We start from the raw sequence: 20610 nt of genomic DNA, 5'->3' as shown, positions 1-20610 counted from the left end.
TTTTATCTCAAAAATAATACTGCACCACATGAAAGTTAATGCAAATAATTTCAAAAATAACCATTAAAATGTCTCATAGTTATCATTTTTGATATTTTTAAATTTGAAAATAATTCTATTAATCAGATGCTTGTATTTGTTGTTTGCACAGTTTTGCATTATTTTATGTAGATGCTTTGGGTTGAGATATTTACGGTGAAACTGAAAGTATTTTTATTGATAACAATAACGATGAGCTTGACAGCGTGTAATAGCATGCAAGGCGCAAAGAAAAATATATTACATCCTTTTCACAGTCCCCAAGAATTGATTGTGAAACGGGGCATCAATCAGTCAGATGGCAAGGCGAAAGACTATGTCTATCTATGGGATCAACAACAGCGCCATAATACCACTCAGGCCATGTATCCACGTTCAGTCATGACGCAATATTGCCATGAACAGGGGGGTAAGTTATCCCTGCTATATAAGAGCAAATTTGGTCTGGTGAATGATTCTGCCCAGCGTACACGTCTCGCTGCAAATCGAGGTGTTGTACAGGGAATCGGTGCCTATAAATGTACGATGGGTGATCTTGCGGAAAGCTGGATTGTGTCGATTGAACCTGTTGCGGAACGTCAGGCAGAAAATAATAGCAAGACCCGTAACGTTCGGTTGCTGACCCGACTAATGAAAACAGCTGAAGCACATAATTTTTATCAGGCGGCTGCGAGCACTGCAAAGACAGCCAAGAAACAGGTCAATGTGGTGAAGGCAACGGCTACTGCCAAAACGTCTGTAGCAGCAAAACCAACAGCAGAACAGAAAGACCACGATCGTAAAGAGCTTGAGCGCAAAGAACTGGCCAAAGCCGAAGTCGAGAAGAAAGAGCCTAAGCCGGTGACAGTTGCCGCTCCACGTGCGAGTGTGAACGAAACCCCACAACAGCAGCAAATGAAGTTGTATGTGACTGCCCGGCGTGACATTAATAATGGTAGAAATTTGAATAATGCCTGTAATAATGCCCAGCGTGCTTATAACTATGGTAAGCAGCAAGGCACAGAAGGAACGCGGGTTTATACTGAATCCGGTATGTTGGTGGCGCGTTGTCTGACCAGTATTTCGACGTATAGCAGCCGTTTTCCAAATGCCAAAGGACAGGCTCAACGCGTCCTGAACGGACTGGCATCGCAATATAATCATGCGGGTGCCAAGAATATGTTGAAACAGCTCAATTAAAAGAATCTAACTTTAATCGATAAGAATGCCACGCTTTAGAAACGTGGCATTTTTATTTTGAAACTGGGTGAATGCCTAGCGTAATCAACGCGCCAAGTACTTTGCTAAAAATCAGATTGATTTTGCAATGCAATAACAGATGAACTGTTATGCTTTGTGGTACAAAGGGCAAACTGTTCATCGGAGTTTGCTTATGTCTCGCTATGTTTCCCTTGTAAGCCACAGATTTTCCCAAATCGTTCGTTCTGCGCTGATGGCAACTGCCTTGTTGGGAGTAGTGCAAATAGCAAATGCGGGCCCAACGGTCGATCAACTCAGTAATTGTCTGGAGAGGTCTACTACAACTGCCGATAAAACTACGGTGATGCAATGGACCTTTGTGGCCTTGTCTGCACACCCTGACTTAAAGGCTTTTAGCAATGTGACCGCGACTCAAAAGGAAGCACTGGATAAGAATCTGGCGACGGTATTGCAGCGTATTTTAGTGGAGCAATGTTCAGCACAGACCAAAGCAGTGATTCAGGCAGAAGGTCTGGAGGCTGTGGGGAATAGTTTTCAGGGACTCGGACGTAGTACAGGTGAGGAAATTTTAAAGAATCCTGAAATCAACAATCAGCTTAAAGGTATATTGCGTTATGTAGATTTGAATAAGCTGGTAACCACGTTTTTAACGCCAGATATTTGGAATAAGTTGGGTTCGATCAGAAGCAAATAATATGAAATAAAAAATCCTCCGATATTGGAGGATTTTTATGATGTGCTAAATATAAGTATTTATTTCCATGCTTCTGGGAAGCTGAATAAATCCAATCCAAAAGCAAACGGGAAAATAAAATAGACTGAAGCTACGATTAAAAGGGTAGCGAGAATGGTGACTAATGTCCCTTGCATAAGCATATCCCGAATGCTCACTTTACCTGTGGCAAAGATAACGGCTTGAGATGGTGTGCCAATAGGCAGCATAAATGCAAAACCGGCACCCAGTGCAGCAGCTGTCATTAAAGGTAAGGGGTGTACATCTAGGGCTAGAGCCAAAGTAGCGGCAATCGGCACAAAAATTGTCGTTACAGCAGTATTTGGCGAGACTTGAGTAATACTAATCGTTAGTGCTGTTGTTAATAATAATGCAATTAAATATGGCATATTTTTTAATAGCAGTAACTGCTGACCAATCCACTGTGAAAGATCTGTATTACTAAAACCAGCAGCCAAGGCAAGGCCACCCCCGACCAGTAATAAAACATCCCAAGGCATTTCATTAAGCGAATCTGCATTTAAAAGGCGTTTCCCATCCGTTGCAGGTATTGCATAAAGTGCCATAGCAGCTGTAATAGCAATCATGGTATCGGAAATGCCTGGAATAATATCTTTCCAGATAAATGTACGGGTTAGCCACATAAATGCAGTTACTGCAAATATGATTGCGACCGCTTTTTCTTCATAGGACATTTTGCCTAAGCGGGTTTTTTCCGACTGAATAAATGCCTTACCTTCAGTAATTTTCTTCGCTTTCATTGGATAGGCAATTTTGGTCAACCAGAAGGTAGTGAATATGGCTAGAATCAAGCAAAGGGGAAAAGCGAAAATGAACCATTGCGCAAATCCAATTTCATAACCATAAATTTCTTTGACCAATCCAGCTAGAATCAGGTTGGGTGGGGTACCAATCAGGGTTGCACTGCCACCGATAATGCCACCAAATCCAATTGCAAAAACAATCGCTTTAGTAAATTTGACCTCATCATCCGGATCGTGACTTGCTTCTTGTTTAAGTAAAGAAATGATTTTATAGACAATTGCCATTCCGATCGGTAATAGCATCATGACCGTTGCTACGTTTGAAATCCACATGGACAAAAACGCTGTTGCAAACATGAATCCATATATCAGACCATTTACGGTGGACCCGGAAAAACTGATAATGCCTAATGAAATGCGTTCATGCAGATTCCATTTTTCAATCGCAATCGCGATTGCAAAGCCACCTAAGAATAAGAAAATATTCGGGTCAGTATAACTGGATGTTACTTTGGCGATGGTCAAAGTCCCCATCATAGGCATCACGACAATAGGCAGCAAAGAGGTAATGCCTAAAGGTAAAACTTCTAAAATCCACCAGATGGAAAGCCAGGCGGTGAGTGCTAAAACACCTTGGCCTTCTGAAGATAAGCCTTCAAAGCTCATGCCAAAGTATAACCATGCAAATACCAATGGACCGAGGAATAATCCGAGCCATTGGGTTTTATTGTATGAGCCGTTGAATCCGTTACGTTGTTTAGTATTAGACTGAATGTTGTCAGTTGAATCTGAATTCGCTTGAATCTGTTGAGACAAAATGAAATGAGGGTTTAAACGTTTGAATAGATCCTTAGTTTTATGATGTCTAGCCCAGACTGTATTCCAAAGTTGGTTGATCATTGATTTTTCTCCTTGTACCTGAATTTTGGGTGACAGGTAGGTGAATAATCAAAGATCTTTGGGGTATATGTTTATGTTGTGGTGGTATGCAGTATTTAAAGAGCTTTTTAGGTCTTACTTGTGCTTGCTTGCAAAGAGCCCTCTCTTGTGCTTGATTTTAAGACCTCTCCCTAACCCTCTCCTAAAAGGAGAGGGAAATATGTGTGTCAAATGGCTAACGTGACAAAGTCTCCCTTTTAAAGTAAAAACTTGGATGCCCTGTATAAAGAATTAATTTAAAAATTGAACAAGTGCTAGAGATTCAAATCTGACTGAGCAAGCCATTAAATTAAAAGTTCTAGAAGTTTTGTAGATAATAAGGATTTTCTGCTTTGAAAATATTGATCAAAGTTATTTAATTCTAAATCAATATTTGGTATTAGGTGATTTTTCAGGAAGGTAACTCTGTCTTTTGATTCTGTTTCCAAATCAACCCATTCTATAAGACTTTTTCCATTCTTAGACATATTTTCATTTGCATCTAACATTTGTAGGTTGCAAATACTATTGTATGCATACCAGTCATACTTAGACTTGTTTTCTAAGGATAAATCTTTAAAGCTTGTCGCTGGATGAATATGATCTTTGTGAAAGTTATTGTTTTTATAGTCTAAATTTGGATAAAGTAAACTTAATATTGAGAATGTGTATTTATTTTCCATCTGAGAGTTTAGTAGGTCCTCAATAAATTCTTGATTAATTGCAGTATCTTTTTTAATGAGATTTAAAATTTCACCCAATGGAAATTGTTGGATATCTTGGTTTAGATAATATTGATCGAAATCTTCTGTAAAAGCTTTTCTAATTTGAGAAAGTGTATTATCAGACGTACCACCAAATACTTGTTTAATTAATACTTTATGTAACCAATTTTTGATATTTTCTCTATCCTCTTTATAACAGGTTTTGTTGCTGAAAGATTCATATTTTTTACTATGAAACAAGTAATAAATAATTGGTAAAACTGCATTTTTAGAAGTTAAAGTCACTTCATTGAAACCAAAAGTTTTCAAGAGATTGAATGTTTCAAGAATGGTGTTTCGAATTTGTTCCCATTCAGCCTCAAATTTTTGCGCATTTTGCTTTGAAAAATTAGTGACCCTAAACTTAATGTCTCTGCTATATAAATACAAATAAGTTTTTAAAATCAAATCTTTAGAAATGTTAAATCCTTTTTCTCTGATGTTATCAACAAGTTGGTGGATTTCTTTTCTTGCATCTTTGACTTCCCAATTCGCAACAGCAATAGACATTAGTAAGTCTGAGAAACTAAGTGGTTTTGCTCCACTATTAATACGTATAAAGATATTTAAAGCCTTGTCTAGAGACTGCTCTTCTTCAAGGAAGTAATTTATTAGCTTATCTTCTAAAATGCTTTTTCTAAGTTGTCTGATTGATTTTTTCGCGAATTTAACTTTTTCTCTTTCTTTAATAGTTTCATCAATATTATCAATAAAGTCATCCAAGTCAGAAGCTGAATTATAATTAAGAATCTTACTAACTTTGAACCAATAGTTATTTTGATAATCGAATAGTTCTGAAAGGTTTGTATCGTCTTGCTTTAAAAATGAAAAATTATAAATTCTACCTTCTTCGTCATCAGTAAGTGGTTGAGTTACATTTAAATATAAGTGGCGTGTGGGAATGGAGTATTCAGTATTTTCCCACTTTTTCCTATACTCTTTATATGCATAACTACCTTTAAGACCTATATATAGCGAGGTAAGCCGTTGCTGACCATCAAGAATAGCTTGAAATGAGTTAATACCATTAGTTGAAAACTCTTCATTATGTGTTTTATAGAATTCACGATATGAGTTAATGAATTTATAAAATTTATAGTTTTTAGCAGTATTTTCACTGACATTCCAAAATAAGAAAGAACTTATAGGATAACCTCGCATAATCGAATCGAATAACCATTCTATTCTTGTATGTTCCCACTCAAATTCACGTTGAATAGCAGGTAGTAGGTATTGATTTTTATCAATTTTGTCTAAAGCTGATGCAATTGTAATTGGTGTTTGAAATGACATGTCTATTCTCTAATAAAAACCCCGCATTAAGCGAGGTTTTTATAACATGAAATCAATTAATTAGCGATTAAATCAACCAATCAATTTCTTCATCAACTCATTCACTTGAGCAGGGTTAGCTTTACCTTTTGCTGCTTTCATCACTTGACCAACAAGACCATTGAACGCTTTCTCTTTACCAGATTTGTACTCTTCAACCATCTTCTCGTTCGCAGCAAGCACTTCCTTAATAATCGCTTCAATTGCGCCTGTATCAGTTTCCTGTTTCAAGCCTTTTCCCGCAATAATCTCGTCCGCAGATTTGCCTTCGTCCCACATAAAGCCGAATACTTGCTTCGCGATCTTACCGTTAATCGTGTTGTCCACAATACGCGCGATCATACCGCCAAGCTTTTCAGCAGTTACAGGAGAATCAGCCAAATCTAAGCCTGCTTTGTTGAGCGCCCCTGAGAATTCGCCCATCACCCAGTTTGCAGCAATCTTACCTTGCGCAGCACCGCCAGCAGCAGCGACAACTTCTTCGTAGAACTCTGACATTTCACGAGTCAGTGTCAGTACGTGAGCATCGTATTCAGTCACACCGAAGTCAGCCACGAAACGCGCACGACGTGCAGCAGGCAGCTCAGGCATTTGCGCTTTAATCGCTTCGATTTGCGCATCTGGAATTACCACAGGCAACAAGTCTGGATCAGGGAAGTAGCGGTAATCGTTCGCTTCTTCTTTAGAACGCATTGACCGGGTTTCCATCTTCACAGGGTCGAACAGACGAGTTTCCTGGTCGATGGTGCCGTCCCATTCCAGAATTTCCATTTGACGTTCAATCTCAACATTGATCGCTTGCTCAATGAAACGGAATGAGTTCAGGTTTTTCAACTCACAACGTGTACCGAATGGTTGACCCGGACGACGTAAAGACACGTTACAATCGGCACGGAACGAACCTTCCGCCATGTTACCGTCAGAGATCCCTAACCAACGCACTAAGGTATGAATCGCTTTGATATAAGCAACCGCTTCTTCAACCGAACGCATATCCGGTTCAGATACGATTTCAAGTAAAGGTGTACCTGCACGGTTTAAATCGATGCCTGACATGCCTTCAAACTGGTCATGAATCGATTTACCTGCATCTTCCTCAAGGTGAGCACGCGTCACGCCAATACGTTTGGTTGTGCCATCTTCAAGCTGGATGTCGATATGACCCAAACCCACAATCGGCTTATCCATTTGGCTGATCTGATAGCCTTTTGGAGAGTCCGGGTAGAAATAGTTTTTACGTGCGAACACAGATGCTTGGTCAATGTAAGCGTCAATCCCCAGACCAAAGCGAATTGCAAGATCCACAACTTCTTTGTTTAATACCGGTAATACGCCCGGCATCGCCAAATCTACAAGGCTGGCCTGAGTGTTTGGATCATTACCAAATTCAGTTGATGAACCCGAGAAGATTTTAGATTTGGTCGCAAGCTGAGTGTGAATCTCGATACCAATAACGACTTCCCAACCATCAATCAGGTTTGATTTAGGTTTAGCGTTGTTCTTCGCCATTATGCGTTCTCCTCAGCAATTGCAGCGCGTTTTGTATGCCAATCTGTTGCTTGTTGATACTGGTGTATCACAGACAACAGTTGAGATTCTGACCAGTAGTTACCAATCAGCTGTAAGCCAACCGGCAAGTTGTTATGGTCAAAACCAACAGGCGCGTTAATCGCAGGAAGACCTGCCAGGTTCACTGCAAGCGTATAAATATCGCCCAGATACATTTCAACCGGTGTTAAATCCGCACCGATTTTATATGCTGTGGTTGGCGCAGATGGGGCAGCAATCACATCAACTGATTCGAATGCTTTCAAGAAGTCTTGTTGAATCAAGCGACGTACTTTCTGTGCTTTTACATAATAAGCATCGTAATAACCAGCAGACAGGGCATAGGTACCAATCAGGATACGACGCTGAACTTCAGAACCGAAACCTTCTGAACGGGAACGTTTATACAGGTCGAGAAGATCTTTAGGCTCTTCACAACGGTAGCCATAACGCACGCCGTCATAGCGTGACAAGTTAGAAGATGCTTCAGCAGGTGCGATCAGATAGTAAGTCGGCACATAGGCTTCCGTCATGTTGAGATCAATCTCAACCAGAATAGCGCCCATTTCTTCCAGTTTTTTTAAGGATTCTTCAACGCGTGCTTTTACATCAGCGGCAAGACCTTCAACATTGAAGTACTGTTTTGGAATACCAATACGTAGGCCTTTCACAGATGTGCCATTCAGGTTTGCCACATAATCATCTACTTCTTTTTCCATTGAAGTAGAGTCTTTAGCATCGTGGCCTGCCATCACATTCATCAGGTAAGCACAGTCTTCCGCAGAACGTGCCATTGGACCACCTTGGTCCAGTGATGAAGCATAGGCAATCATACCGAAACGCGATACACGGCCATAAGTCGGTTTCAGACCAGTCAGACCACAGAAAGAGGCTGGCTGACGGATCGAACCACCAGTATCAGTACCGGTTGCAAATGGTGCCAGATCAGCCGCTACAACCGCAGCAGAACCGCCTGAAGAACCGCCCGGAACATGATCCAGTGCCCAAGGGTTTTTGGTCGCGCCAAAGTAAGATGATTCGGAAGTTGAACCCATGGCGAATTCGTCCATGTTCACTTTACCAAGTGTCACCAGGCCCGCAGCTTTACCTTTCGCTACAACGGTCGCGTCGTAAGGAGAGATAAAATTGTCCAGCATTTTAGAACCAGCAGTCGTTTTAATGCCTTGGGTACAGAAGATATCCTTATGTGCAATGGGCACACCAGTCAGCACATTTGCGCTACCAGCACGACGCAGTGCGTCAGCAGCATCGGCTTGTGCCAGTGCTTGCTCAGCGGTCACAGTCACGTATGACTTCACTTGAGCATCCACTTTTTCGATGCGTTTTAAGTAATGTTCAGTCAATTCGCGTGATGAAAATTTAGCATTGGCCAAACCTTCGGTAAGTTCACGAATTGATAGGCGGTGTAAATCTGTCATGAGAAATAATTCTTTACGTTTAATTTAATAAAAAGATTGAACTGGATAGTAATTACTCAATTACGCGAGGGACAAGGTACAAGCCGTCCTGTACCGCTGGCGCAACTGCCTGATATTCATCACGGTGATTACTTTCACTCACTACATCTTCACGTAATGGCTGAGGATGGTCGAAAGGGCTTTTTAATGGTTCAACACCGTCAGTATTGATACCTTTCAGCGTTTCCATCATGCCTAAAATTTTATTTAAACTTTGAGCATATTCAGCAGATTGCGTATCATTCAGAGATAATCGTGCAAGGTTCGCAATAGCCGAAACTGTTTCTGCATTTAAATCTGCAGAATGCTGTGCATCCGATGTAGACATAACATTACCTAATCAGTATTAAAAAAAAATCAAATTATCATGCGTTATGATAAGCGATTGACTTGTCCAAAGCATCACATTTAGTTAAAGTTGCCACCTTGCGTCCATATAAAGTTTAATTGAGAACGTCCCCGTGATTCTAAAACGACTAATAGGCTTGTTTTCGCCAGATCTAGCCATTGATTTAGGTACTGCAAATACACTTATTTATGCGCCAGGACGAGGCATTATATTAAATGAACCGACGGTTGTAGCAATCCGTCATAGTGGTTCACAAAAAATTGTTGCTGCCGTAGGTCTTGACGCGAAACAAATGCTTGGTCGTACCCCGGCAAATATTTCAGCAATCCGCCCGATGAAAGATGGCGTGATTGCAGACTTTGAAGTCACTGAAACCATGTTGAATCAGTTCATCGGCAAGGTTCACGAAAAACGTTTATTCCCGCCTGCACCACGTGTTGTGGTGTGTGTTCCATGTAAATCTACTCTAGTTGAACGTCGTGCGATCCGTGAAGCCGTGTATAACGCTGGCGCGCGTGAAGTACGTTTGATTGAAGAACCGATGGCAGCTGCAATTGGCGCTGGCATGCCGGTAGAGCAGGCATGTGGTTCGATGGTTGTGGACGTGGGCGGTGGTACAACAGAAATCGCGATCATCTCGCTGCAGGGCTGTGTTTATGCAGACTCATTGCGTATTGGCGGTGATGTATTTGATGAACAGATCATTAACTACGTGCGTAAAGCACATGGTTGCGTAATCGGTGAAACGACTGCTGAAATTATTAAAAAAGAAGTCGGTATGGCGCTTCCGGATGAAGGTGCAAAACCACTGGAAATTGAAGTTCGTGGTCGTAATTTGGCTGAAGGTGTGCCGCGCGCAATTACGGTGACTTCTGATGAAGTGACTCAGGCAATTTCTGACCCATTGCAATATATCGTGTCTGCTGTGAAATCTGCACTGGAGCAAACCCCTCCTGAACTGTCTTCAGACATTGCTGAGCGCGGGATCGTATTAACGGGTGGTGGTGCATTACTACGTAACCTGGACAAGCTTCTTGCCAAAGAAACTGGTCTTCCTGTGGTGGTTGCAGAAGATCCACTGTCATGTGTAACACGTGGTGGGGGTAAGGTTCTCGAATTCTTCGATAACCCAAATCATGACATGTTATTCGTAGGCTAAGAACAGGACACGGCGGGTGCAAACACATCTGTTTTCTCGACAACCGCCATCTTTTCGCTCATTCGTCATTGCGTTGGTGACCTGTCTGGTGGTGCTTTTCTTTGATTGGCGCATGCCTCATCTGGTTCAACCTGCAAGGGATGTGCTGAATGCGGCATATAATCCGATATATGCCGTGGCCAGTTATCCTGTATTGTCGCGAGAATGGCTGAATCAACAAACCAAGTCTGAAGCACAACTGCGTCGTGAAAATACCGCGATGCAGGCTGAGCTGTTACAGGCGCAGGTACGCTTACAAAAAATTTCTGAACTGTCTGCTGAAAATACCCGTCTGCGCGGGCTACTGGACACGCCTTTAATTATTGATGGACGTATGGAAATTGCAGAAGTGATTGGTACTGATGCCGATCCGCTGCGTCATATCATCGTGATTAACCGGGGTTCTAACAGCCACCTACGGATAGGACAGACTGTGCTGGATGACAAGGGGATCATGGGGCAGATCATTAGTGTCTATCCGCATAGTAGCCGTGTCATGCTGCTCTCAGATAAAGAACATTCACTTTCAGTACGTCTGGAACACACCGGAATGCGTGCCATCGTCTCGGGGACGGGTGATCTTGGGCGTCTGAAAATGGAATATGTACCGACCAGTGCCAACATCAAAGTCGGTGAAAAAGTTTATAGCTCAGGTTTGGGACAGCATTTTCCGGCAGGTTATCTGGTTGGCACCGTCTCCAAAGTACAACGTCATAATTCAGGTGAATTTGCCCAGATTGATGTGATTCCGGCAGCACAGCTGGCTGGTGGTCATCATGTGGTAGTGCTGTTCTCTGATTCATTAGCGATGGAGCAGCCACATGTCGATCGCTAAAATGCAGTCCAGAACCCATCGGGATCCATTATTCCCGATTATTATTTCAGTAATTTTTGCCTCGGTTCTGGTGGTCTATCCTTTATCTTATTCGCTCTCTGGCTGGCGTCCGCAGTTTATGCTGATGGTGATGCTGTTCTGGGTGCTCTGCCAGCCGACCTGGTGCGGGATTTGGTTCGCGTTTAGTACCGGGATTTTGCTGGATCTGCTATTGGATGCACCTTTAGGTCTGAATGCGCTGAGTTTTATTATTATTGCCTTTATGGCGCGCTTCCTGACCCGTGAGCGCCGTATCCTGACTTTTAGCAATCTCTGGATTATTGCTACATTGGCACTCGTTGCCCATCTGATGCTGACCTTCTTTGCTCAGATCATTAGCGGCGTGCAGTTCTCGATTCCACGTCACTGGCTACCGATACTGACTAGCGTTATGGTATGGCCTGTTCTATATTATCTGCTCAGAAAATGGCGCATTTGATTCTGGCCTCCAGTTCACCTCGACGCCGTGAACTGCTGCAACAGTTGGGATTAGAGTTCGAGATTTACAGTCCTGATATTGACGAATCCGTATTGCCCAATGAGTCAGTTGCGGCTTATGTTGAACGTTTGGCACGTGCCAAAGCGGATGCCGTGGCCGAGTGTTATCCAGATGCAATTATTATTGCTGCAGACACAAGTTTGGGGGTTGATAACGAGATTCTGGGTAAGCCTGAATCCAAACAGCATGCCTTTGTAATGTGGGCTAAAATATCAGGCCGTAAACATGATGTATTTAGCGGTGTCTGCGTACGCACAAAAAATGAAAAATACAGTATAGTGGTAAGAACACAGGTTGAATTTCAATCACTCACCACCCATGATATGGAAAGTTATTGGGCGACTGGTGAACCGGTAGGCAAGGCAGGCGGTTATGCCATTCAAGGCATTGCAGCACGTTATATCCCCGCGATTCAGGGGAGCTACTCTAATGTAGTCGGTTTGCCCCTATATGAAACGGTACAGTTATTACAGACGGTTAAAGCACTAAATTAACTGCTGAAAAAAGAATTCTTATAATGTTTTGAGTGTTGTTATGTCTGACGAGTTATTGATTAACTTCACACCGATGGAATGTCGTGTGGCGTTAATCGAAAACGGCACGGTGAACGAACTGTTCATCGAGCGTACCGCGAAGCGCGGTCTGGTGGGGAACGTATATAAAGGCAAAGTGGTCCGTGTCCTGCCAGGGATGCAGGCTGCTTTTGTCGATATTGGTCTGTCACGTACTGCTTTTTTGCATATCAATGATATGGTCTGGCCGCGTCAGCAGCCGACACCGAATGTGTTTGAATTACTGCAGTCAGGTCAGATTCTGACGGTGCAGGTGATGAAAGACATGCTCGGGACCAAAGGCGCACGTCTTTCAACTGATCTCTCCATTCCTTCACGTTATCTGGTTTTGATGCCTTATGGCAATCATATTGGCGTATCGCAACGGATTGAATCTGAAGAAGAGCGTAATCGTTTACGTTCGATTATTGAACGGATTCAGGCCCAGCATAAACTGCCCGGTTCGGTGATTGTCCGTACTGCGGCAGAAGGCATTGATGAAGCTGAAATTGCCCAGGATATGGCTTATCTGGCCAAGCTTTGGGACTACATTCAGCGCAAACAGAAGAGCATTGCTGTTCCATCACTGATCTTTGAAGAACTGCCGCTGCCACAGCGTGTGATTCGTGATCTGGCCAATGAAAACACTGCCAAAATCTATGTCGATTCACGTGAAATCCACGGCAAACTGAAAGAGTTTGTTAAAGAATTTGTGCCAAGCATGAATGATCGTTTGCTGCACTATCCAGGCGAGCGCCCGATTTTTGACTTATATAATGTTGAAGATGATATCCAGAAGGCTCTACAAACCCGTGTGGCACTAAAATCTGGTGGTTATCTGATGATTGATCAGACTGAGGCCATGACCACGATTGATGTCAATACCGGTTCCTATGTCGGCGGTCGTTCACTGGAAGATACCGTCTTCAAAACCAATATGGAAGCAACTGAGGTGATTGCACGTCAGTTACGACTGCGTAATCTGGGTGGGATCATTATTATTGATTTCATTGACATGCAGGAAGCACAGCATCGTGACGAGGTAATGAACCAGTTCGAAAAAATGCTGGAACGTGATCATGCCAAAACCAAGATTACCCAGGTATCTGAACTGGGTCTGGTCGAGATGACGCGTAAACGTACCCGTGAATCTCTAGAGCACCTGTTATGCGAATCCTGTCCAACCTGTCAGGGACGTGGATACGTCAAAACAGCAGAATCAGTGTGTTACGAAATATTCCGTGAAATTTTACGTTACGCACGCGCTTATCAATCACAAAGTGGATTTACTGTAGTGGCACATCCGTCAGTGATTGATCGACTGCTGACTGCAGAAGCCCCGGCTGTGGCGGATCTGGAACACTTTATTGATCGCGTGATTAAGTTCCAAGTTGAGAATTTATATACGCAAGAGCAATACGATATCATTCTCAGCTGAAATTGTAACAGAATATCGTAAAACCCTTGTTACAACTGGAATTTTACAAGCGCAGGTGAATTCTGAATACTAGACACATCCAGTAGCCAAAGCCAATCTCCCAATATTTTGGCTTAGCAAAAAATGAGGTGTGTCATGAGTATAAGTAAAGCAGTTATTAATAAGGGTCTAAAACACGTGCTTGAACCGAAAACTGTCCACGCGGGATACATTGTGGACGAACGCGGCAATGAGGTTCAGATTACTTCATCTATGATCCGTACGGTCTGCCATCAGCTATTAAAACAATGTCGTACTGTGAAAAGTTAAAATTTGAATATTGCTTGAATGATTTGAATAAAAAATAATCAAATAAAAATAAAGGGGCACCATATGCCCCTTTATTATTACATGAAATTATTGGCAAAAATGTTCATACCTATTTTTGCCTAGAAACTTAGTCTTGATTTTAGTCTTCATCGCAGTCTAACTTACTGCTGCGAGCTTTGGGGTTTTGCCACCATCGACAATCCGTTCAAAACGCTGGATTTCGTCCTCAAGATGAGTAAGCAGATTCTGCATTTTAGGCAGGGAATTACGGCAGGCGGTCAGACCCACTTCAAGTTTGTCTAAATAACTGGTCATGGTGATATTGAGTGCCTGACCATCGAGCACAATAGAGGCAGGGTAGAGGGCTTCCAGACGGGCACCATTCCAGTACAGCGGTTCTTGTGGACCTGGAACATTGGAAATCACCAGATTAAATGCCTGGCGTTTTGGCATCAGACCTGATGCAATATTTAAACCTGCAGCGCCATAAACAAAAGCACTATAGTTCAGAATCTGATTGGCATTCATACGCTTAAAACGTTCTTTGGCATTCAGTACGCTACGACGTACGATCTTGAGGCGTTCTAAAGGATCTTCCTTATGTGTACCCAGATTCGCCAGAATCATGGTAATACGGTTTGATACATCAGAGTCATCAGAACGTACAGAAGCCGGTACCATGGCAATCAACGGTTTCTTTGGTAGAGCATCTTGGCTGATTAAATATTCACGTAAGGCACCAGAACAGATTGCCAGCACGATATCGTTAATGGTTACACCCAAGGCTTTAGAAATACGACGAAGACGCTCAAATTCAAAGGATTGCGCAGCAAATCGGCGTGATGCACTGACACGTTGATTTAGAATGGATGAAGGGGCCTGGAAACTGGAGACATAATCAGGATTACGTCCCATGTCTTTTAATACAGTTTGCGATAGCTCATAGATGACACGCGGAGTAGATTCCAGCTGTCCTTTCAGCGTAGATAAAACGCCTTTAATGCGACTAACTTTTGGTGCTTTCAGGCGCTTGGCACGTGGTCCTTCTACACACCATGGTGGCACAATACTTTTTCCATGTGGATCATGAGACAGTGATTTCTCGACCAGACGCATACCTGCAATGCCATCGACCATAGCATGGTGAATTTTAAAGTACATCGCGAAACGATTACCTTCTATTCCTTCAATGATATGACAGGTCCAGAGTGGTTTGGCACGGTCAATCAGAGCACTATGTTCCTGTGAAATATAGGTGAGTAATTCACGGATGCGGCCCGGTTTTGGCAGGGCAATATGCCGGAAATGATGATCCAGATCGAACTGTTGATCTTCGTCCCAGAACAAGCCATTTAAATAATTATTGAAAGGTGGGATTGGAATAGATTTTGAAGTACGGATATCACGCACCAATTCCTGAATAAAAGTTGCCGGTGCATTATCGGGAATCTGAAATAAAAAAAGACCACCTACATGCATAGGTTGCTGCCGTTTCTCTAAAGATAAAAAAATAAGATCAATTGGATGTAATGGACGCATAGCGTGGATTGCCTCACTGCACTCTATATGGCTGTTCTCTATCTGAAAAGCCTTGTTAGAATTATTACTTTAGTAAAGAAAGTATAGCTGTTTTAACGTAGAAATGAACTGCTTAATCTTAATCTGTTAAGTTAAAAATTAATAATTGACATGGAGGTTTATACCTTCCTAAGTTTTTGAAATGTGAAAATTTTAGTTTTTAAAGCTACTGCTGAAAATACGTTTTTTAGGTCTGGTGGGAGTATAACTGAATAATTATGCATCATTAAAAGAATGGTATTGAGTTCAATTTCACATTTTTTTGCAAATAAATCTATTCAATAACATTTTATAAATTCTTTGATAATCCTCAGGATCTTTCCTGATGAATGGTAAAAGAGGAGACTTGATATCTTGTCACCAAATGTAAGATTCGTAGTTAAAAAGGCTATCCTCATTCAGGATAGCCTTTTACAAATATACATAGTCTGATTTAATTTTACTTTTTCAGGTTGCCTGCATGTAAGCCACATTCTTTATGTGTTGCTTCTTCCCACCACCAGCGACCTTCACGTTCATGCTGGTTCGGTAAAACGGGACGAGTACATGGTTCACAACCAATAGAAATAAATCCTTTCTCATGCAATGGGTTATATGGAATTTCCATCATACGGATATAACTCCATACATCGGCACTCGACCAATTGGCAAGTGGGTTGTATTTAATCAGCTGTTTACCGGGACCTGAAAAACCTGGATCTGCCTGAACCACCGGAATTTCATTCCGTGTACCCGGGCTCTGGTCTTTACGCTGACCGGTAATCCAGCCATCAAGCGTTGCAAGTTTTTTACGTAATGGTTGAACCTTACGGATGCCACAACATTCCTGATGACCATCTTGATAGAAACTGAACATTCCTTTACGAGTAGTCAAATTTTCAATGGCTTCACGTTCAGGAAAACAGATTTCAATATCAATATTATAGTGTTTTCGAACTTGTTCGATAAATTGATAGGTTTCAGCGTGCAAGCGGCCTGTATCCAGACTAAAGACACGGAAAGGTTTACCGAGGTGGGAAGCCATGTCAATCAGTACAACATCTTCTGCACCAGAAAATGAAATGGCAATTTCACCTGGTTGATTCAGGGCAAGTGCCAAAATTTCACTTGGAGATTTATCAGCATATTCAGATGCAAGCGCATCCACAATATCAATAGTAGGAATAGTGGTCATGAGAATCCTGGCGATATAGGCTTGGAATGACTCTGCCTATATTAATTAATTTCACATGTATTTTAATAGAAGAGAATTGGCAGTCTTATCACTAAAAAATAAATACTTATGAAAAAAATAGATTTAAAAAAGAACAATGCAAAATATGAATCTTCAGCTATGATATGGAAAATTTTTTAGATGATAACTGAGGGGAATATTCATGGAAGTCGTATGTCTGGATCTTGAAGGTGTATTGGTTCCTGAAATTTGGATTAATTTTGCAAAGAAAACAGGCATTAAAGCGCTTGAAGCAACGACTCGTGATATTCCTGACTATGATGTGTTAATGACACAACGTCTGAATATTTTGAAAGAGCATGGCTTGGGTCTGAATGATATTCAGGAAGTAATTGCAGATATGGGGCCATTTGAAGGTGCCAAAGAATTTGTAGAATGGGTAAGCACTCATTTCCAACTGATTATTCTGTCTGATACTTTCTATGAGTTTGCTCATCCATTAATGAAGCAGTTAGGCTGGCCAACCATTTTCTGTCATAAATTAGAAACTGATGAAAATGGTATGATTTCAGCATATAAACTGCGTCAGCCTGATCAAAAACGTCAAGCAGTAAAAGCATTACATGGTCTGAATTTCCGTGTAATCGCGGCAGGTGATTCATATAATGATACGACCATGCTGGGTGAAGCAGATGCTGGTTTCTTATTTGATGCACCTGAAAATGTCATTGCAGAATTCCCACAATTCCCACCTATTCATGGTTATGCAGCTTTAAAAGAAGCGATCCGTAATGCTTCTGTGCGTAATATTCCAGCTTAAATATTAGAAGCTGAATGAAATAAAAAAGCCGCTGAATGCGGCTTTTTTATTAAGATAAAAATTAGAAACGGTAACCGATTTTCATGCCATAGGCCAAGGCGTTGTTATCTTCAAAGCTGCCTACGACATTGCCACCTGTTTGCGCTTTGGCATCACCTAACCATAGGTATTTCACACCGGCAGCGATAAAATAATTCGCAGCAGGGCTGTATTGGCCGCCAAGACCTACACTCCAATAGCCTTCAGTTGGGCCTAATGTGGTTACAGGGTTGCCTGCACCTGAGTCCCAACCCACAGTTGCTGAACCAGCCCATTTTTCTGTGAATTTACGTGAAAGACCTAAATTCACAGACCATTGGTCATCACTATAGTCGATCAGGTTTTGCGCTTTACCTTTTGCAGCTAAAGTAGCCGCAGCTAAATATGCCGGTTTTACAGCAAATTGATCCCAATGCACCCAGCGAATATTGGCAAAGGCTAAAGTATTTTTAGCAATACCTGATTGTAAATCGACATTGACTGACTGGGGTGTAACCACTTCTGTTTCAGTGGTTGGACGGACAAGCGCACCTAAACCAAAAGTTTCTACAGTATCTAAATCATGTTTGATTTCTGAACGGTAAGTGACTGCCGCTTTCAATGCAATTTCAGGAATAGAATATGCAGCACCTGCAAGCCAGCCATAAGCTTCTGCTTCTTTTAGATCGATATCATAACCACCAAGTGCTGATGTGCCACCATAAGCTGCACCACGAAGTGATACTTTACCTTCTACCGTTTGGTAAACAGGACCAGCATAGAAGTTCCAGTTTTCATTAGGCTGATAGCCAATGAGTGCTGTGAGGTTATTGGTTTTCACTTCTACTTTGGTGCCTTGATTCACAGCATTTTCAGCGAAAACACTCTTTTCCACTGCATAAGTTGCATCGGCGCCATAAGGCTGGTCATATAACAGACCTAAAGACACTTTATCAGTAGCCTGTACTTTGATCGCCGCGCTAGGGAAGTAATAATCGTCACCCATATCGCTGACTTTATTACCTGCAATATCTTTACCTTCTACAGTTGGATCAATAACTGTGAAGCCTGCTTCTGCATAATTCCCCGGCTGTAAAAAAGCTGAAATAGACTGGCCTGAACGGTCTAGACCACCTGCAAAAACTGCTGTTGTTGGAAGGGTTGCAAGTAAAATTGCAGTAGAAATTGGCTTAAGTTTCATGGCTCGTCCTTGAATGTTTCATAAAGATAATAAAAAAGTTGTGGAAAAGTAACATAAAATTAAAAAGAGTAAATGCTCAGCCCTGTTGAAGAAATGAACTATGGCGGTTATAAAAAATGATTGCTTAGAGTATTTATACTATATTTTTTTAATTAACTTGATGAAAATAAACAAATAATGATTTTTATTAAAATATATAGAAAGTTGAACTCAGGAAAAATTTGATTGGTGATAAAAGCATCGAATAGTATGCGGGTGTATAAAAATATAAATGAGGCAGTAAAAACCACCCGAAGGTGGTTTTTATTAACTAACAGGAATTAGAAGCGATAACCGATTTTTAAACCGTATGCCCATGCATCGTTGTCTTCAAATTCTGCAACATAAGTATCTGATCCGAAGTTAGATGCGGCTTGCGCTTTTGCATCGCCTAACCAGAAGTATTTAACACCACCAGCGATAAAGGTTGCAGGTGTTGGACTATATTGAAGTCCTAAGCCAACATTCCAGTAACCTTCAGTTGGGCCAAGAGTTGATATAGGATTACCTGCACCAGAATCCCAACCTACTGAGACATTACCTGCCCATAGATCATTAAATTTACGGCCTACACCTACGTTTGCTGACCATTGGTCATCAGTATAACCAACAATATCAAAGCCATTTGGGTTGTCTGGAGTCTGGCCTAGCGCACCTAGAGTATCTGCAACAGTTCCGAATTGTTTTAGGTCAAGAGAAAAGTCTTTCCAATTCACCCAACGTACATTTGCAAAGGCAACTGTATTTGCCATGATCCCTGTTTGGAAATCAAGGTTAACAGATTGGGGAGTTGTAATATTTGCATCTGTTGCTACATCGTAAACAGGGCTACTGCCAACAAATGCTAATACGTTACTTTGACCATATTCGCGAGCAGATGCTTTGTGGTCAATTTCAGAGCGATAAGTGATAGATGTTTTTAAAGCAATTTCAGGAATTTGATAAGCAAAGCCAGCTAACCAGCCAACTGCACCATCTTCATCTAAATCAGCATTATATAAGCCAAGGCCGTTAGCTGAACCATATGCCGCACCACGTAATTGAACATTACCTTTAATTGTTTGATAAACAGGACCAGCATAAATGTTGAAATTTTCATTTGGCTGGAAACCAAAAATCATAGACAAACTTTGAGTGTCAACTTCTACTTCAGTTGCTTCACCGTTTAAGTGGAACAAACCTGTATTGAGACCAACAAGTGGGTCACTTGTTGAGTATGCAGCATCAGCACCAAATGGTTGGTCATAGATCAAACCAAATGAGAAGTGGTCTGTTACTTGTAATTTAAGAGCAGCTGAGGGGAAGTAGTAATCATCTCCCATGTCAGAAAGATTGCCGCCACCAGCAGTTGAAATAGCCTTCCCAGATACATCTGGATCTAAAACAGAAATCCCTGCTTCAAAATAGTTACCTGGCTGTAAAAATGCTGCGATAGATTGACCAGAACGGTCGATAGCTGCAGCAAATGCGCCTGACATAGGTAATGCTGCTAAAATCATTGCTGTACTAAGCGCTTTTAATTTCATTATTCATCTTCCCTTGAGGTACAAATTTGGGTATTTAAAACGTTTTTTCGGTATTAGCTTGGTATTGTTTTTGGAGTCATTCCTATGCCTTCAATGGCTGATTTGTTACTCCATGTGACAAAAATAACACAATATAAAAAAGAGTAAATGCTCTAGTTTGAATGAGTAGTTCAAAAAAACATCAAATTAGAGTAAAAATACTAATTGAAAAGTAATGTAAGGATATAAGTTTTTGAAATTTAAAAATTTAATTAGAAATA

General features: G+C 41.5%; 18 protein-coding genes. 9 read left to right on the top strand and 9 right to left on the bottom strand.

Annotated features, from left to right (window positions below):
• Window positions 1–231 precede the first annotated feature (231 nt).
• Window positions 232–1218 carry a hypothetical protein gene (locus ACTJIX_RS11650; protein ID WP_348903039.1) on the top strand — a complete coding sequence of 329 codons (987 nt, stop codon included), beginning with the start codon at window positions 232–234 and terminating at the stop codon, window positions 1216–1218.
• Window positions 1219–1471: 253 nt separating this feature from the next.
• The gene (locus ACTJIX_RS11645) at window positions 1472–1933 is read left to right on the top strand and encodes a hypothetical protein (protein WP_167367466.1); all 462 of its coding nucleotides are present in this window, start codon (window positions 1472–1474) and stop codon (window positions 1931–1933) included.
• A gap of 59 nt (window positions 1934–1992) precedes the next feature.
• On the opposite strand, the gene ACTJIX_RS11640 is transcribed toward ACTJIX_RS11645, so the two are convergent.
• From ACTJIX_RS11640 to gatC, 5 genes are all read right to left on the bottom strand, one after another.
• The gene (locus ACTJIX_RS11640) at window positions 1993–3636 is read right to left on the bottom strand and encodes an SLC13 family permease (protein WP_076753195.1); all 1644 of its coding nucleotides are present in this window, start codon (window positions 3634–3636) and stop codon (window positions 1993–1995) included.
• Between the two features lie 323 nt (window positions 3637–3959).
• Window positions 3960–5711: a DUF262 domain-containing protein gene (locus ACTJIX_RS11635; protein ID WP_076753196.1), complete on the bottom strand. Its 1752-nt coding sequence runs from the start codon at window positions 5709–5711 to the stop codon at window positions 3960–3962.
• Between the two features lie 72 nt (window positions 5712–5783).
• A complete protein-coding gene (gene gatB / locus ACTJIX_RS11630) occupies window positions 5784–7259 on the bottom strand; it encodes an Asp-tRNA(Asn)/Glu-tRNA(Gln) amidotransferase subunit GatB (protein ID WP_262467302.1) in 1476 nt (491 codons plus the stop codon).
• The gene (gene gatA, locus ACTJIX_RS11625; RefSeq protein ID WP_262467303.1) at window positions 7259–8737 is read right to left on the bottom strand and encodes an Asp-tRNA(Asn)/Glu-tRNA(Gln) amidotransferase subunit GatA; all 1479 of its coding nucleotides are present in this window, start codon (window positions 8735–8737) and stop codon (window positions 7259–7261) included. Before gatA ends, gatB begins: the two co-directional genes overlap by 1 nt.
• 52 nt (window positions 8738–8789) lie before the next feature.
• Window positions 8790–9104: an Asp-tRNA(Asn)/Glu-tRNA(Gln) amidotransferase subunit GatC gene (gatC, locus tag ACTJIX_RS11620; protein ID WP_005221175.1), complete on the bottom strand. Its 315-nt coding sequence runs from the start codon at window positions 9102–9104 to the stop codon at window positions 8790–8792.
• A 133-nt stretch (window positions 9105–9237) separates the two neighbouring features.
• Between gatC and ACTJIX_RS11615 the strand changes: the two genes are divergently transcribed.
• The 6 genes from ACTJIX_RS11615 to ACTJIX_RS11590 all read left to right on the top strand — a co-directional run bounded on the left by ACTJIX_RS11615 (window position 9238) and on the right by ACTJIX_RS11590 (window position 13994).
• The gene (locus tag ACTJIX_RS11615) at window positions 9238–10284 is read left to right on the top strand and encodes a rod shape-determining protein (protein WP_004893381.1); all 1047 of its coding nucleotides are present in this window, start codon (window positions 9238–9240) and stop codon (window positions 10282–10284) included.
• 16 nt (window positions 10285–10300) lie between these two features.
• A complete protein-coding gene (gene mreC, locus ACTJIX_RS11610) occupies window positions 10301–11158 on the top strand; it encodes a rod shape-determining protein MreC (protein ID WP_004810981.1) in 858 nt (285 codons plus the stop codon).
• Window positions 11145–11636, top strand: a complete 492-nt coding sequence (gene mreD / locus ACTJIX_RS11605; RefSeq protein WP_004893383.1) for a rod shape-determining protein MreD — start codon at window positions 11145–11147, stop codon at window positions 11634–11636. The genes mreC and mreD overlap by 14 nt, the downstream gene beginning before the upstream one ends.
• Window positions 11624–12190 (top strand): Maf-like protein, encoded by a 567-nt coding sequence (locus tag ACTJIX_RS11600; RefSeq protein ID WP_262467362.1) that lies wholly within the window; start codon window positions 11624–11626, stop codon window positions 12188–12190. The genes mreD and ACTJIX_RS11600 overlap by 13 nt, the downstream gene beginning before the upstream one ends.
• 40 nt (window positions 12191–12230) lie before the next feature.
• Window positions 12231–13685 carry a ribonuclease G gene (gene rng / locus ACTJIX_RS11595; RefSeq protein ID WP_262467305.1) on the top strand — a complete coding sequence of 485 codons (1455 nt, stop codon included), beginning with the start codon at window positions 12231–12233 and terminating at the stop codon, window positions 13683–13685.
• Window positions 13686–13820: 135 nt separating this feature from the next.
• Complete coding sequence (locus tag ACTJIX_RS11590) at window positions 13821–13994, top strand: PA1571 family protein (protein WP_004810972.1); 174 nt, start codon at window positions 13821–13823, stop codon at window positions 13992–13994.
• 156 nt (window positions 13995–14150) lie between these two features.
• Here ACTJIX_RS11590 and ACTJIX_RS11585 read toward each other — a convergent pair whose 3' ends face one another.
• Together ACTJIX_RS11585 and ACTJIX_RS11580 are read right to left on the bottom strand one after the other, a co-directional pair.
• The gene (locus ACTJIX_RS11585; RefSeq protein ID WP_048881384.1) at window positions 14151–15533 is read right to left on the bottom strand and encodes a WS/DGAT/MGAT family O-acyltransferase; all 1383 of its coding nucleotides are present in this window, start codon (window positions 15531–15533) and stop codon (window positions 14151–14153) included.
• A gap of 478 nt (window positions 15534–16011) precedes the next feature.
• A complete protein-coding gene (locus tag ACTJIX_RS11580; protein ID WP_048881385.1) occupies window positions 16012–16746 on the bottom strand; it encodes a phosphoadenylyl-sulfate reductase in 735 nt (244 codons plus the stop codon).
• Between the two features lie 202 nt (window positions 16747–16948).
• Between ACTJIX_RS11580 and thrH the strand changes: the two genes are divergently transcribed.
• Window positions 16949–17566, top strand: a complete 618-nt coding sequence (gene thrH, locus ACTJIX_RS11575; protein ID WP_348906640.1) for a bifunctional phosphoserine phosphatase/homoserine phosphotransferase ThrH — start codon at window positions 16949–16951, stop codon at window positions 17564–17566.
• Between the two features lie 61 nt (window positions 17567–17627).
• On the opposite strand, the gene ACTJIX_RS11570 is transcribed toward thrH, so the two are convergent.
• Window positions 17628–18785 (bottom strand): OmpP1/FadL family transporter, encoded by a 1158-nt coding sequence (locus ACTJIX_RS11570; protein WP_348906642.1) that lies wholly within the window; start codon window positions 18783–18785, stop codon window positions 17628–17630.
• Window positions 18786–19105: 320 nt separating this feature from the next.
• Complete coding sequence (locus ACTJIX_RS11565) at window positions 19106–20350, bottom strand: OmpP1/FadL family transporter (protein WP_440611473.1); 1245 nt, start codon at window positions 20348–20350, stop codon at window positions 19106–19108.
• Window positions 20351–20610 lie beyond the last annotated feature (260 nt).

Origin of the sequence: Acinetobacter sp. 22323, assembly GCF_052044895.1 — a bacterium.
Taxonomy (GTDB): Bacteria; Pseudomonadota; Gammaproteobacteria; order Pseudomonadales; family Moraxellaceae; genus Acinetobacter; species Acinetobacter schindleri.
This window is presented reverse-complemented; position numbering and strand designations above follow the sequence as displayed.

Excerpts from the sequence above, each read along its gene's own strand:
- ACTJIX_RS11650 (WP_348903039.1), top strand. The coding sequence starts at position 232 with ATGAGCTTGACAGCGTGTAATAGCATGCAAGGCGCAAAGAAAAATATA.
- ACTJIX_RS11645 (WP_167367466.1), top strand. The coding sequence starts at position 1,472 with ATGGCAACTGCCTTGTTGGGAGTAGTGCAAATAGCAAATGCGGGCCCA.
- ACTJIX_RS11640 (WP_076753195.1), bottom strand. The coding sequence starts at position 3,636 with ATGATCAACCAACTTTGGAATACAGTCTGGGCTAGACATCATAAAACT.
- ACTJIX_RS11635 (WP_076753196.1), bottom strand. The coding sequence starts at position 5,711 with ATGTCATTTCAAACACCAATTACAATTGCATCAGCTTTAGACAAAATT.
- gatB (WP_262467302.1), bottom strand. The coding sequence starts at position 7,259 with ATGGCGAAGAACAACGCTAAACCTAAATCAAACCTGATTGATGGTTGG.
- gatA (WP_262467303.1), bottom strand. The coding sequence starts at position 8,737 with ATGACAGATTTACACCGCCTATCAATTCGTGAACTTACCGAAGGTTTG.
- gatC (WP_005221175.1), bottom strand. The coding sequence starts at position 9,104 with ATGTCTACATCGGATGCACAGCATTCTGCAGATTTAAATGCAGAAACA.
- mreD (WP_004893383.1), top strand. The coding sequence starts at position 11,145 with ATGTCGATCGCTAAAATGCAGTCCAGAACCCATCGGGATCCATTATTC.
- ACTJIX_RS11600 (WP_262467362.1), top strand. The coding sequence starts at position 11,624 with ATGGCGCATTTGATTCTGGCCTCCAGTTCACCTCGACGCCGTGAACTG.
- rng (WP_262467305.1), top strand. The coding sequence starts at position 12,231 with ATGTCTGACGAGTTATTGATTAACTTCACACCGATGGAATGTCGTGTG.
- ACTJIX_RS11590 (WP_004810972.1), top strand. The coding sequence starts at position 13,821 with ATGAGTATAAGTAAAGCAGTTATTAATAAGGGTCTAAAACACGTGCTT.
- ACTJIX_RS11585 (WP_048881384.1), bottom strand. The coding sequence starts at position 15,533 with ATGCGTCCATTACATCCAATTGATCTTATTTTTTTATCTTTAGAGAAA.
- ACTJIX_RS11580 (WP_048881385.1), bottom strand. The coding sequence starts at position 16,746 with ATGACCACTATTCCTACTATTGATATTGTGGATGCGCTTGCATCTGAA.
- thrH (WP_348906640.1), top strand. The coding sequence starts at position 16,949 with ATGGAAGTCGTATGTCTGGATCTTGAAGGTGTATTGGTTCCTGAAATT.
- ACTJIX_RS11570 (WP_348906642.1), bottom strand. The coding sequence starts at position 18,785 with ATGAAACTTAAGCCAATTTCTACTGCAATTTTACTTGCAACCCTTCCA.
- ACTJIX_RS11565 (WP_440611473.1), bottom strand. The coding sequence starts at position 20,350 with ATGAAATTAAAAGCGCTTAGTACAGCAATGATTTTAGCAGCATTACCT.